General features: G+C 27.3%; 13 protein-coding genes. 5 read left to right on the top strand and 8 right to left on the bottom strand.

The window, feature by feature from the left end:
* Positions 1-33 precede the first annotated feature (33 nt).
* Positions 34-1,662, top strand: coding sequence for a sensor histidine kinase (locus tag B0174_RS03395; RefSeq protein WP_165790383.1), 1,629 nt, complete (start codon positions 34-36; stop codon positions 1,660-1,662).
* Here the strand turns inward: B0174_RS03395 and B0174_RS03400 are convergent.
* Positions 1,659-4,208, bottom strand: a complete 2,550-nt coding sequence (locus B0174_RS03400) for an ABC transporter substrate-binding protein (protein WP_108558247.1) — start codon at positions 4,206-4,208, stop codon at positions 1,659-1,661. The two genes, B0174_RS03395 and B0174_RS03400, sit on opposite strands and share 4 nt — an antisense overlap.
* A 91-nt stretch (positions 4,209-4,299) precedes the next feature.
* Between B0174_RS03400 and B0174_RS03405 the strand changes: the two genes are divergently transcribed.
* Positions 4,300-4,794 carry a hypothetical protein gene (locus tag B0174_RS03405; RefSeq protein ID WP_108558248.1) on the top strand — a complete coding sequence of 165 codons (495 nt, stop codon included), beginning with the start codon at positions 4,300-4,302 and terminating at the stop codon, positions 4,792-4,794.
* Positions 4,795-4,810: 16 nt separating this feature from the next.
* On the opposite strand, the gene B0174_RS03410 is transcribed toward B0174_RS03405, so the two are convergent.
* From B0174_RS03410 to B0174_RS03440, 7 genes are read right to left on the bottom strand one after another with little or no spacing between them, the layout of a single operon-like run.
* Positions 4,811-5,560 carry a tRNA (5-methylaminomethyl-2-thiouridine)(34)-methyltransferase MnmD gene (locus B0174_RS03410; protein ID WP_108558249.1) on the bottom strand — a complete coding sequence of 250 codons (750 nt, stop codon included), beginning with the start codon at positions 5,558-5,560 and terminating at the stop codon, positions 4,811-4,813.
* A gap of 3 nt (positions 5,561-5,563) precedes the next feature.
* Complete coding sequence (locus B0174_RS03415) at positions 5,564-6,007, bottom strand: methyltransferase domain-containing protein (RefSeq protein WP_108558250.1); 444 nt, start codon at positions 6,005-6,007, stop codon at positions 5,564-5,566.
* Between the two features lie 3 nt (positions 6,008-6,010).
* Positions 6,011-6,526: an S-ribosylhomocysteine lyase gene (luxS, locus tag B0174_RS03420; RefSeq protein ID WP_108558251.1), complete on the bottom strand. Its 516-nt coding sequence runs from the start codon at positions 6,524-6,526 to the stop codon at positions 6,011-6,013.
* A 42-nt stretch (positions 6,527-6,568) separates the two neighbouring features.
* On the bottom strand, positions 6,569-7,663 hold the full coding sequence (locus tag B0174_RS03425; RefSeq protein ID WP_108558252.1) for an ABC transporter permease: 1,095 nt from the start codon (positions 7,661-7,663) through the stop codon (positions 6,569-6,571).
* Positions 7,663-8,775 (bottom strand): ABC transporter permease, encoded by a 1,113-nt coding sequence (locus tag B0174_RS03430; protein WP_228156404.1) that lies wholly within the window; start codon positions 8,773-8,775, stop codon positions 7,663-7,665. Before B0174_RS03430 ends, B0174_RS03425 begins: the two co-directional genes overlap by 1 nt.
* Entirely contained in the window at positions 8,762-10,462 is a 1,701-nt protein-coding gene (locus B0174_RS03435; protein WP_108558254.1) for an ATP-binding cassette domain-containing protein, read from the bottom strand. The genes B0174_RS03430 and B0174_RS03435 overlap by 14 nt, the downstream gene beginning before the upstream one ends.
* Before the next feature lie 5 nt (positions 10,463-10,467).
* Positions 10,468-11,427: an HlyD family efflux transporter periplasmic adaptor subunit gene (locus B0174_RS03440; protein WP_108558255.1), complete on the bottom strand. Its 960-nt coding sequence runs from the start codon at positions 11,425-11,427 to the stop codon at positions 10,468-10,470.
* Between the two features lie 188 nt (positions 11,428-11,615).
* Between B0174_RS03440 and B0174_RS03445 the strand changes: the two genes are divergently transcribed.
* Genes B0174_RS03445 through B0174_RS03455 form a run of 3 tightly spaced genes read left to right on the top strand, consistent with a single transcriptional unit; the run spans position 11,616 to position 14,373 of the window.
* The gene (locus B0174_RS03445) at positions 11,616-12,728 is read left to right on the top strand and encodes an MlaE family ABC transporter permease (RefSeq protein ID WP_108558256.1); all 1,113 of its coding nucleotides are present in this window, start codon (positions 11,616-11,618) and stop codon (positions 12,726-12,728) included.
* The gene (locus B0174_RS03450) at positions 12,728-13,471 is read left to right on the top strand and encodes an ABC transporter ATP-binding protein (protein WP_108558257.1); all 744 of its coding nucleotides are present in this window, start codon (positions 12,728-12,730) and stop codon (positions 13,469-13,471) included. The genes B0174_RS03445 and B0174_RS03450 overlap by 1 nt, the downstream gene beginning before the upstream one ends.
* Entirely contained in the window at positions 13,471-14,373 is a 903-nt protein-coding gene (locus B0174_RS03455; protein ID WP_108558258.1) for an MlaD family protein, read from the top strand. Before B0174_RS03450 ends, B0174_RS03455 begins: the two co-directional genes overlap by 1 nt.

Consider the following 14,373-nt stretch of genomic DNA (forward strand, 5'->3'; position numbering starts at 1 on the left):
ATAAATATAAAATATAAACTAGGAATTTTGTTTTTGATTTTATGCCTATCAATTGGAACTTTGGCATATAAATCAATAAATATAAGTGAACAAAATAAAGAAATTTTAAAAGAAGTTCATAGTAGTTCTCAAGAGGTTTTGGAGCTTCAAAATAATAAAATCACACCACTTTATAAAGTAAGAGAATTAACACAATCCCTTGTAATGGCTCCAAATAAAACTCTAAGAATAGATATTGAAAATAATTTAAATGAGTTAATAAAAGCTTTAGATGTAGAGTTTGAGCTATTTTCTAAGGATAAAAAAACTATTGTTGAAATGTGGAGTTCATATAAAATACTTATACAAGAGATAAAAAATGATTTAAATGAAGGTTTTGAAGAAGCTGCTTATATAAACGAAACAACATCAAGCAGACAGCAGTTTAATATACTTTTAAAAGCACTTTTAGACATACAAACAAACTCTTTAAATAATTCAACACTTGCTTATAATAATGCAGTTATTCAGACAAAAACTATAAAAATAGGAACACTTACTTCAATTATTTTTATACTTTTAATTTCTACAATTATTGGTTGGCTGATTTCAAATAATATTGTTACATCAATTTATGCTGTTCAAAATGGATTAAAAGATTTTTTTGATTACTTAAATCATAAAAAAAAGAGCGTAAAAAAAATAGAAATAAAATCAAAAGATGAATTTCATCAAATGGCAACAATCATAAATCAAAATGTTTCTATTACTCAAAATAATATTGAACAAAATATCGAGTTTATTAAAAATGCCACAAAAGTTCTAGAAAATATCGAACAAGGAAATCTAGGAACAAGAATCTCAAAAGATACAAATAATGAAGCACTAAATGAGCTAAAAATCGTGATAAATAATATGATAGATAACTTAGAATTCAAAATCCAAGAAGAGATAAATAAAAGATTAGAGCAAGAACAAATTTTAATCCAACAATCAAAACTAGCTTCCATGGGAGAAATGATAGGAAACATAGCCCATCAATGGAGACAGCCACTAGCTCAAATATCTGCAATTCATATGAATATGAAAGTTACATATGATTTTGATAAATTCACAAAAGAGTATATGGAATCTAAAATAAAAGAGGCAAATAAACTAACAGCTTATATGTCACAAACTATTTCAGATTTCCAAAACTTTTTTAAACCACAAGGAGAAAAAGAGGTTTTTAGTATTGAAAAAGCTTGTAGAGATGCCTATTTTATTTTAGAATCTTCATTAAAAGCCCATGGAATAAAAGTCATTTTTCATATAACTCAAGATGTAACAATAAATGGATACAAAACTGAATACTCACAAGTAATCCTAAATCTTTTAAGTAATGCTAAAGATATTTTAATAGAAAGACAGATTAAAAATCCAAAAATAGAGCTTGAAATAAAAGATGGAAATCATTTTGCACTGGTAAAAATTAAAGACAATGCAGGTGGAGTTGATACTTCAATTATTGATAAAATATTTGAGCCATATTTCACAACAAGACACCAAACCCAAGGAACGGGAATTGGTCTTTATATGTCAAAAAATATAATTGAAAGAAATATGCATGGATATATAAATGTAGTAAATGTGGAAGATGGAGCTTTATTTACTGTAAAAGTTGATAAAGAAATAAAGAACTAATTAACACTTTGAATTGGAAGAACTATCTTAAATAAAGCTCCCATATGAGGTTTATCTATGTGGGAAAATTCACAGTTTTTTACACCAATAATTCCTTTTAGATGTTTTTCAACTAAAAGTTTACTCATATAAAGTCCAATTCCAGTACCTTTGAACTTATGTTTTGTTGTAAAATATGGTTCAAAAACTTTATCAATAATATCGTCTTTTATTCCACCAGCATTATCTTTTATATCAATGATTATAAACTCATCCTTTTTAGATATATCAATAAAAATATATTTATCTTCTTTTGAGATACTTTTTAGAACATCTTTTGCATTTGAAAAAACATTCATTAAAACTTGGATAAGTTCATTTTCTAAAGATAAAAATTCTAAATCTTCAATATTTTTTATAACTTGAATCTTATTTTTAATAAAACTATCACCCATTAAATCCAAAGCTTTTTCTACAACACTATTTATATTTATTATTGAATGTTCTCTTTTTTGATTAAAAAAGTTTCTAAAATCATCAATAGTATTTGATAAATACGAAGTTGCTTTTTTTATGTGATTTATTGCTTCAAAAAACTCTTCATCACTTAATGTACTAAACTCTTTTTTAACTTCCATTCCAGATGCCGCAACACTTATTGTTGAAAGAGGTTGTCTCCATTGGTGTGCAATATTTTCAAGCATTTCTCCCATTGAAGCCATTCTTGATTGTTGGATTAAAATTCTGTTTTTTTCTTCATTTTTTTTGATTTCAATAGCTATTTTTTCACTTAATTGAGAATTTAATTTTTTTAATAAATATTGTCTATAAAATAAAACTAGAATAAAAATAAAAATAATTGCAACTGCCATAACCTTATAGAAGAAGTTATAATCTAAGCTATTTTGATAATTTACTGAAATCCATCTGTTTAAAATCTCTTGTTTTTGAGTTGGTGAAATATCATTTATTGCTTTATTAAAAATATCATTTAAAATTGGTTCATCATTTCTTGTTCCAACTCCTAAATTCCAAATTTCATCAAATTTTCCCGATATTTTTAATTGACCAATATAGCCATTTTGAATGTGGTAACCAATAGTTGAAAGCGTATCTATAAATCCAAAAACTTTTCCTTTTTGAACAAGATTTAGTCCTTCTTGAATATCTTTAACATCAATAAAGTTGATATTTGGATATTTCATTCTAAGGATTTCTCCGATTGCATAATCTTTTATAATGGCTAGTTTTTTATCTTTTATTTGTGAAAAATCATTTATAAAAGGAGCATTTATATCAGATGCAATAACTAAAGGAATACTGAAATATGCAGTTGTAAAATTTAGATATTTTTCTCTTTCGGGAGTTGTTCTAATTAAAGAAAATATATCACAATCTCTTTTTTGTCCTAACTCTAAAGATTCACTCCATGTTTTTGTAGGAACTAAAGTAATAGGTATTTTGATTTTATCTTCAATTATTTTTATGTAATCAGCCGCTATTCCTATATGTTTGTTTTTTTCAATTTTTTCAAAAGGCATCCAGTTTGGATCAACACACATTTTTATAGTTTTCTTATGTTCTAAATAGTTTTTTTCATTCTCATCTAATAAGAAATTATTCTCATGATGTTTTGTATAAATAAACTCTTCTGAATTTATTTCATTTTTAATTAAACCTAATACTCTGTAAGTATTTATTATTAGATTAAGTTTTTCTTGGGTGATTGTTCCAATTTTTCCATCTTTATCAAAAGCTAATTTTTTCATTTCATTTGCTTCAAAAATAAGATGTTCTAAACTTTTATTTTGTGGATTGTATTTTTCATAGATTAATTTTGCAATTTCGTCAATATTATTAAAAGCATATTCCCAACCTAAAATAGTTGCTCTATAAAAATCTTTTACAAGTTTTGGATTATTTGAAGCAAAATCTTTTGTCGTAAAAATAATATCTTCATAAAAATCAAAACCATAATCTTTAGGCTTAAATATTCTGCTGTTATATCCTTTTTCTTTAAGTAAAAAAGGCTCATTTGTAATATACGATAACATTAAATCGGTATTTTTATTTATTAAATCATCAATATTAAAAGAGTGTTCTAATATTTGTATATCAGAGATATTGATACCCTTACTTATAATCATAGATTTAAGAGTTGCAAAATCTTGTTGATCTTTTGTAATCATTATTTTTTTATTTTTTATGTCTTCAAGATATTTAATATTAGAATTTTCTAAAGCAAGAAGAATTATAGGAGAAGATTGGAAAAGTGTACCTAATAAAACAATATCTTTTCCATTTGATTTGTCGATTATTAGGGAACTTGAACCTATCCCAAAATCGGCTTTATTATTTATAACTTCTTCAACAGCATCTGTATTATTATATTTTTTTAGTTCAACCTCTAATCCAGCATCTTTATAAAAACCTTTTTCAACAGCTGCGTAAAATCCAGCAAATTGAAATTGGTCAAGCCAAAAAAGTTGAACAGATGTTTTTTGAAGATTTGAAGCATTTAAAAAAGAAAAAATGCCTAATATGAAAATAAACATTAACTTTTTCAAGACACTCCTTTTTAAATAATTTAATCGTTAATTAACGCAATATTATAACAAAGTAAGATAAAATACGAATTATTAAATTTAGGAATATATTATGTCTAAAGAAAAAACATTTAAAAATAAGCTTTTAGAGTATGTTTATACTATTTCTAAGCAACCAATATTATTAAAAGATTTATTAGTTGCAAATAGACAACACAACGATGGAATGCATGTCGACCCAGCAAAATTGGGATTTAGAATAAGACTTGTTAGAGCTTATCAAGTTTATATAGGAATTGTATTAGCAATAATAGTTCCAATTTCACTTTTAACTCATAAGCCTCTTGTAAAAATTGACCCACATATTTCTATTTTGGGTGCTATGGCTATTACTGCTGCTATTTTTATTGGATTCAATTTTTTTAGAGATAAAATGAGAGATACAATGACTGAAGAGTTGATAATTAGATCATGGAAATTACATTTTCCATTTTTTTCTTATGAAGATTATTCTCAAAAAATAGATGAGATTTTTGAAAAATCTATAAAAGATGAAATTTCAAAAAGAGATTTAGAAAAGTATATTTTAGAAAATCTTTCAAAATAATAAGTAGTTTTTAAAACTACTTATCGTGAAGTGCAACAGCTTGTCTATTTCTTTGTTTTTTTAATTCCATATCCACAAACTTCCCAACTAAATCTTGTTTTTGTCTAAAAGCCAAAGTGATTTTTCGTTTTATCGGTCGATGTTCATAGATAAAAAATCCAGCTTCATTCATACTAAGTCTAATTGGTGTCGCAACTGCGTAAGAACTCATAATACAATCACTTTTACAAAGTATAAAAATATCATCAAAATACTCTTTTGTCCAAAGTTCAAAGTTTACCTCACTTGAAAAAGCATCTTGATAAACTATGTCAAAAGAGTTTTTACTTAATGATTTTATATACTTTCTAGCATCACCAATAAAAACTTCTATTTTGATTTTATCATCTTCATATTTTCCCGTTTTAGCAACTGCTTTTATAATATGTTTTATATCTTCAAACTCTTTTGGGAACTCAAAAGTTTCCAAAGATTTTACTAAATTTCCATCAAGTTCAGGTGAAAAGATATTTAGTTTTATATCAAGATTATTTTTCAAAATATAATAAATAGTAGAAAAAGTGTTATATCCAATACCAAAACAAATATCCAAAATATTAAGCTCTTTTTTGTTTGCGTGATATGTAAAAGCTGGAATTATATGTTTTGATAAAGCTTCGTTTATAGCTCCGTCATCAGGATTGTGATAGTGTTGATTGTACTTTTGTGAAAATAGTGTATTTGAACCATCTTTTGTGGCTACTAGAGAGTTTATATTATTTTGCAAAATTTATAAGCCATTATCCCAATGGTGCATTTTTTTTGCTGTAAAAATATAAAAATCATCAAAAAGTTCAATACAATTTGGTGCTTGAAAACCAATATTTTCAAGTAAATCTAAAAGTTCATATTTATTATCATTTGAGATTTTTTCTAGGATGATTATATTTCCTGAATTTTCAAGAGCTTTGTACATAAGTTTTAAGATTGTTTCTTGATTTTTACAAAAAGATAAAATATCTCCTAAAACTACATATTCGAACTCTCTAGATGTTGCTTTTAGTTTCGCTGAATCTTCATCTATGAAGGAAATATATTTTATATTTCCTTCATTTTGTGTTCTTACTTCTTCTAAAGCTGAATCAATTAAATTTAAAGAGTTATCTATATGAAGAATAGAAATATTTATATATGGAGAAAACAACTCTTTAAAAAGATTCAATTTCTGAAGCACTTTTTAGTTTCCTAAAGCTTTTAATTTATCATCACAAAGATATAACTCTTCATTTGACATAACACCGATTTTACAAGATAAAATATCTTTAGCTATCTCTTTTGCTTCATCAAGTGAATGCATTGCACAAGTTCCACATTGGTATTCGTTTAGTTCTGGAATATCATTTTGTGATTTAACTTCAAGTACATCTTTCATCGCTTTTTCCCAAGCCGTGGCTACCGTTTTTTCATCAGGAGTTCCTATTAAACTCATGTAAAAACCAGTTCTGCAACCCATTGGAGAAACATCAATGATTTCTACAGTATCAGAATTTAAATGATTTCTGATAAATCCTGCAAATAAATGCTCTAAAGTATGGATACCTTTTTCACTTAACATTGATTTATTTGGCGCACAAAATCTTAAATCAAAAACTGTAATATTGTCACCTTTTGGTGTTTTCATTGTTTTAGCAACCCTAACAGCAGGTGCTGGCATAATCGTGTGGTCAACTTTAAAACTATCTAATAATGGCATTGTAATTTCCTTTTTTTAATAAGATTGGATTGTATCAAAAGTTTATTGAATCTTTTTCCTAAACATCCACGAAGCAAAAAATAAGGATACAAAACCTAAAACCAACATTGGAACTATTTGTGCTATTGCCATATCAAAACTTATATCTTTTAGAAAAACGCCTTTTAGTAAAATCAAGAAATATTTTAGTGAGATAATATCTGTAAATGGTATGAGCCATTGGGGCATATTTTCAACGGGTGTTGCAAATCCTGACATCAAAATATATGGAACCATTAGTACAAATGCTCCTAGGATTCCTTGTTGTTGGGTTGATGAAATGGAAGAGATAAAAAGTCCAATTCCAACTATTGAAAATAAAAATGAAATCAATCCTAAAAAAAGTATAAATATAGAACCCACAAATGGCACTTTAAAAAATATTATTGCCACAAGAAATATGATACTTGCTTCCACAACACTTATCAAAAGTGGCGGAATAGTTTTTCCTATTATCAAAATAGTTGAAGAAAGAGGTGCTACTAAAAGCTGCTCAAAAGTACCCAGTTCTCTCTCCCTTGCAACTGATAATGCTGTTAATAATAAAGCCACCAACATAGATAAACTTCCCATGAGATTTGGAAGTATCCACCAAAAATTGTCAAGATTTGGATTATAAAGATTTCGACTAACTATTGTATTATTTATAGCTTGTGAATTTACGACTTTTGAAATGGCAGTTTGTATATAACTTTGGGCAATTTGTGCGCTGTTTGATTTTCTTCCATCGCCAATGATTTGAATATCTACTTCTTCGTTTTTAGCTATTTTTTGAGCGAAGTTTTGAGGAATGGAAATAGCTAATATTGCTTTTTGGGTATCTATGTACTCTTTTAGTTGTTCTTGACTTTCTAATTGGTAAATATTTGTAAATGAATTACTGTAACTTAGATTTCTTATGATTTCTTGACTTTTTGTGCTGTTATCTCTATCTAAAACTGCAATATCTATATTTTTTACTTCTAAAGTAACCGCAAATGAGAAAATAAAAAGTTGCATTAAAGGTGGAATTATGATAATTGTTCTTGACTTTTTGTCACTCCAAATGGCTAAAAACTCTTTTTTCATCAAAGCTAATAATTGAAAAATCCAAAGCATCAGTCTAACCTTTTTCTAGTGATTTTTATGATTATTACAAATATAACTGTTCCCACAATTAATAAAGAAAAGAGATTTGGAAGAATTACTTCATAAATATCTCCACTTAAAAATATACATTGTAAAACTTCTATAAAATATCTAGCTGGAATAATATGAGTTAAATACTGAAGCCATAAAGGCATACTGCTGATTTGAAAAATAAAACCAGAGAGTAAAAACGCAGGTAAAAATCCAACTATTAGTGCAGCTTGAGCTGCTACAAACTGATTTTTTGATAAAGTTGAAATCAAAAGACCCAAACCTAATGATGGCATTAAATATAAAGCAGAAGCAAAAACAAGTAAAAAAACAGAACCTCTAAATGGTATTTCAAACCAAAATATTGCAATCAAAACACAAATGGACATGGAAATCATCGCAAGTATAAAATAGGGCAGAAGTTTTCCTAAAAGTAGTTCCATAATTGTAATTGGTGTTGACATAATGGCTTCCATCGTTCCTCTTTCCCATTCTCGAGCAACCACTAAAGCCGTTAAAAGTGTACCAATTAGCGTTAAAATAATGGCAATAGAACCAGGCAATAAAAAATAAGAACTAAGAAGTGGCGCATTAAACCAATATCTTGTTTGAATATCCATAGATGCGCTTGTTGATTTTTTGGCAAATCCCTCTTGAATAAGCCAATTATTCCAAACTCCACTTGTATATTTTTGAACAAAACTTGCAATATTTGGTTCACTTCCATCTGCTAAAACTTGTATTTTTGTATTTTGTGTTTCTAAATCTTTTGCAAAAGTAGCAGGAATTACGATAATCGCTCGAATAGTTCCTTTTTGAAGTTTTTCTTCAAAATCTTTTTTATTATTTCCAACTTGTACATTAAAACTATTTGACATTCTAAAGGCATCTAAAAAACTCAAAGAGTATTTTGAAGATTGCTCAACTACAACTCCCACAGGAATATTTTTTGAATCAAGTGAAATCGCATATCCCATCAAAAAAAGTAACATCAAAGGTAAAATAACTGCTATTAATATAGAGCTTGGATCTCTTAATATTTGGTAACTCTCTTTTATAAAAAGTGCTTTGAATCTTCTAATTTTGAACATCATCACTTCTTTTTATAAGTTCAATAAATGCTTCTTGCATAGTTGCCGTTGGTGAAATTTTGAGGATTAATTCGTGAGGAGAATCAATTGCTATTGCTTTTCCCTTGTAAATCAAAGCTATTTGGTCACAATATTCTGCTTCTTGCATAAAGTGTGTGGTAACCATAATCGTCATTCCTTTTTGTACCATCGCATAAATATGATTCCAAAACTCTCTTCTTGTGATTGGATCAACTCCACTTGTAGGTTCATCCAAAAAAAGTACAGCAGGATCGTGCATAACAGCACAAGCTAGGGCAAGCCGTTGTTTGTATCCTAGTGGTAAATCTTTTGCATGGGTATTTTTAAACCTAAGTAGGTCAAAAATATCTAGCATATTCGCTATTTTTTTACTCTTCTTTTCAAATTTTAATCCATAAATTCCCGCATAAAATTTTAGATTTTCATAAACACTAATATCCGCATAAAGTGAAAACTTTTGAGACATATAACCGATTCTTCTTCTGGCTTTTAAAGATGAATCCATAAAGTTATAACCCAAAACACTAGCTTCTCCGCTTGTCGGTTTTACTAAGCCACAAAGCATTTTAAAAGTTGTAGATTTTCCAGCTCCATTTGGTCCTAAAAGTCCAAATATTTCTCCTTTTTTTATATCAAAACTAATATTTTCAGTTGCCACAAAAGAGCCAAATTTTTTTGTAAGATTTTTAACTTTTATAACAGTATCTTCTTGAGTTTTTATAGGTTCAATTTGTTCGGCTAGTTTTGAAACACCATCAAAGTTGGCTTTTAAAATATTCATAAAACCATCTTCAAAAGTTGGAATTGATTTTTTATAAATACAATTAGAAGCTTTTATATCTTCAAGTTGTGGCAAAAGTTTTGACTCATCACAAATGAGTTTGATACTATTTCCTAAAATCAAAGCATCTTTTATATAATCATATTTTAAAGCTAATTGAAGAGTCTCTCTTTTGTCTTTTATTTCGCCAATTATGTCAAAAACTCTATCTTTCATACTATCTTTTAAAATATCTGGATTACCAAAAAAAAGAATATTTCCCTCATTTAAAAGTAAAACTTCATCACAAAGTTCAGCTTCATCAAGATATGCTGTACTCCATAAAACCGTCACATTTTCTTTTGTGAGATTTTCAACCATACTCCAAAGTTCTTTTCTGGAAATTGGATCAACTCCAACTCCTGGTTCATCAAGAAGTAGAAGTTTTGGTTTTTTTATCAAAGCACTTGCTAAGCCTAACTTTTGTTTCATTCCACCTGAAAGATTTTTGGCTAAAAAATCTTTAAAATCATACAGCGAAGTAAAGTGTAAAAGTTCATCTATTCTATTTTGAAGATTATCCAAAGGAATTGATTGTAAATCAGCAAATAATCGCAAATTTTCTTCCACAGTTAAATCTTCATATAAGCCAAATTTTTGTGGCATATATCCTATTTGTTCTTGAATAGTTTGTATATTTGTATTTAAATCTAAGTCTAAAACTTCTACTTTTTGAGCTTGAAAACTCAAAAGTCCACTAAGTATTCGCAAAAGTGTAGTTTTTCCAGCACCATCAGGTCCTACAATTCCTGTGATTTTATTTGGTTTTATTTCTAAAGATATATTGTTTAATGCTTTTTGTTTTTCAAAACTTTTTGAGAGATTTTTTACGCAAAGTATAGACATAATAGTTATAGATTTATTTCAGGAAAAGAGATGGTTACTGGCATTCCTTGTTTTAGATTATCATCAACATTATTTACAATGATTCTAAATCTATAAACCAAATCAGTTCTCAAATCCTCTGTTTGTACAGTTTTTGGAGTAAATTCTGCAAGTGGTGAAACAAAACTCACAACTCCCTCATAGGTTTTATTGCTATCTGTTTTGATTATTGCTTTCATTCCCTCTTTTACAATACCCAGATATTTTTCACTTAAATAACTTCGTACCCAATAATCATCACTTTTTGCAATTTCAACAATGGTTTGAGGAGTATTTACGATTGAGCCAATTTCAAAAACTTTTGTGATGATTGTTCCATCAACAGGAGAATATAAAACCGTATCATTATAATTTATTTGTAAAATATTTCTTTGTGCTTTTAAAGATTCAAGAGTAGCCTTTGCACTTAAAATATCCTCTTTTTCATAACCATTTTGAAGTTGTTCTAAAGAGCTTTTTGCATATTCATATTGAGCTTGTAAATTTAAAGATATGGCTTTTGCGTCATCATAAGTTTGCACAGATATTGATTTTGTTTTTGATAGTTCTTCTGCTCGTTTGAAATCTTTATTTGTTTTATCAAGATTGCTTTTTACTTCATTTAATTTTGCTTTTGCTTTTTCTATCTCTTCAATACGGTAACCTTTTTCAAGTTTTGCAATTTGTATTTCTTGAAGTTTAATTTGAGCATTTATTTGGTTTAGATTTTCTTTGAAAATAGAGTTTTCAAGAGTGGCAATTATGTCACCTTTTTTTAGTTTTTGACCCTCATCAAAGTTTAAAGTCTCAACTCTTCCCGAAACTCTAAAAGCTAAAGATACGGTTCTAACATCAACATTTCCATAAAATTTAGTCTCTTTTTTCTCTTGAAAACAACCAGTAAAATAGATTAGACAAATAGGTAAAAATAGCAGTAACTTTTTCACAAAGTTCCTTTATATAGGATATATGAGAATAGTATAGTACAATAAAAATAAATCTGTAATAACGCAACAATATTTGTCCTAATTCAAAATAGTTTTTTGTTATTTTTTAATCTTCTTTGGCTAAACAATATGTTAAAATCAAGGGATAATATTAATTATCAACAATTATTAAGGAGCTAAATAGTTTTATGGAAGATTATAGTTTTGAATTAAAAAAAATAGATAATAATACTTTTGAACTTTTATTAATAAATGTATGGAATAAAAAAACTTTAAATAAAAATATTCAAGCCTTAAATAAATTAGATATAAAAAAGAACTCAAAACTTATCGTAAACTTCGAGAACCTAAAAGAGTGTGATAGTGCAGGAATTATCTATTTTATCTCTTTTATTAGAACTTTTTCTGAAGAAAATATCACTATAAAAAATCTAAACTCTTTTGAAAAAATGTATAAATTTTATGAAAAACATTATCAAGATAAAAACGAAGTTTTAAAAAAAGAAAAAAATCTAATAGAAAATATTGGTAAAAAAACTTATGAGATTTATCTTTCAAGTGTAGATTTTATGAATTTCCTAGGGAAAGTTTTTTATTATTTTATTTATTCTCTTTTTAATCCAAGTAAAATGCGACTAAATGCAATGTTGAAATACATTGATACTTCTGCTTTAAATGCACTGCTTATTGTGGGAGTTACCTCTTTTTTGGTGGGTGTAGTAATTGCGTATCAAGGTGCGGTTCAGCTTGAAAAATTTGGGGCAAATATTTTTATAGTTGAGATGATTTGTATTACGATGTTTCGTGAAATAGCTCCTTTGGTAACTGCTATTGTAATCGCTGGACGAAGTGCTAGTTCTTATACTGCTGAAATTGGAGCCATGAAAATAACAGATGAAATAGATGCTATGCGAACTATGGATTTTGAGCCAACAATGTTTTTGATTTTGCCACGAATTTTTGCTTTGGTTATTTCCTTGCCTTTATTGGTATTTTTTGCTGATATGTTAGGAGTATTTGGGGGAATGGTAATAGCTTATGCAGATTTAGATGTGACATTTACAGAGTTTATAAATCGAATGGGAGAAGAAGTTCCACTAAAACATCTTTTAATTGGTGTTTTTAAATCTGTATTTTTTGGAGTTGCTATTGCACTTATTGGATGTTATAGAGGATTTCAAGTTCAAAATAATACTACAAGTATAGGAAAATATACAACTATGAGTGTTGTCAATGCTATTTTTGTAGTGATTGCTTTAAACGCGATTTTCTCAGTGATTCTAACGGAAATTGGAATATAATGGAAGCCGTAAAAATAATAAAAGTAAATAATCTATCTACAATTTTTGGTGAAAACATAGTACATAAAGATATTTCATTTAGTGTAAATGAAGGTGAAATTTTTGGAGTATTAGGTGGAAGTGGTTCTGGAAAAAGTGTTTTAGTAAAACAAATAGTTATGTTGGACAAAATTCAAAAGGGAAATATTGAGCTTTTAGGAAAAGATGTTTCAAATGTAAATCTAAAAGATATTCAAGATTTAAAACAGCAATTTTCTTATTTATTTCAGTTTGGAGCTTTGTACTCTTTTTTGAATGTTATTGAAAATATAAGTGTAATGTTAAAAGAATATACAGATTTACCATCTGATTTAATAGAAAAAATCGCATATACAAATCTAGAAATTGTAGGGCTTCCAAAAAGTTGCGCATTATTATATCCCTCTCAGTTAAGTGGTGGAATGGTAAAAAGAGTTGCCCTTGCAAGAAGTCTTGCAATGCAGCCAAAGGTTTTATTTTTGGATGAACCAACAAGTGGATTGGATCCATCAAGTACTCAAAAAATAAATGAATTATTGCTTTATTTAAAAAGTATGTTGAATATCACAATAATCGTAATAACCCATGATTTAGAGACTATAAAAACAGTTTTGGATAGATTTATAATATTAAAACAAAAGATAATCTTTGATGGAAATATAACTGAAGCATTAAATTCTAATGATGAATTTATAAGAGATTTCTTAACAAATAAAGGTAAATAATGGATACTAAAATAAATTTTTTAAAAATAGGATTATTTGTAATAGCCCTAGTGATTTCACTTTTGGTTATAGTTTTTTGGTTGGGAAAATTTGGTTTTGAAAAGAAAAAATTTGATGAATACTCAATCTATTTTAGAGAATCAGTTTCTGGATTAAACATTGGTTCTTCAATAAAATATAAAGGTTTTGAAGTTGGAAATGTTCAAGAAATAAAAATAAATCCACTTAATTCAGAAGAGATACAAATAAATATTCTTATTATAAAAGGTACTCCTATAAAAGAAGATAATTATGCAGTTTTAGGAAATGTAGGGATTACTGGACTTAAATATATTGAGTTAAAAGGTGGAAGTAATGATTCAAAACTTTTACACCAAGACCAAAATGGCTTTAGAATAATAAGCTCAAAACAATCTGATTTATCAACTTTGGTTGATTCTACAACAGATTTAACAAATCAATTAACGCAAGTTTTAGCTCAAATGAAAAAACTTTTGGCAGATGAAAATATAAAAACTATTTCGCAAATATTAGATAAAACACAAAATAGTATGAGTAACATAGAACAATTTAGCTCTTATCTTGTAAATAATGAAAAGAAAATTGATGAACTTCTAAAAAATATTTCAATTCTGACAAAAAATGGAAATAAATCTTTTGAAAGCATAGATAAATCAGCAAATAGTTTTAAAGACTTAACAAATCAAATATTAGTGGAAATTAAAAAAGGAAGTTTTGATATAAATGATATGTCAAAAGAGAGTTTTGATAAACTAAATAGTGTTTTAAATAACCTAGATTCAACACTTTTACAAACTCAAACTTTGATAGATAATTTAAATCAAAGCCCAAGTGATATTTTATTTAAACAAAAAAATATAAAAAATGGACCAGGAGAATAA

Origin of the sequence: Arcobacter caeni, from assembly GCF_003063245.1 — a bacterium.
In the GTDB taxonomy this organism is placed as follows: domain Bacteria; phylum Campylobacterota; class Campylobacteria; order Campylobacterales; family Arcobacteraceae; genus Aliarcobacter; species Aliarcobacter caeni.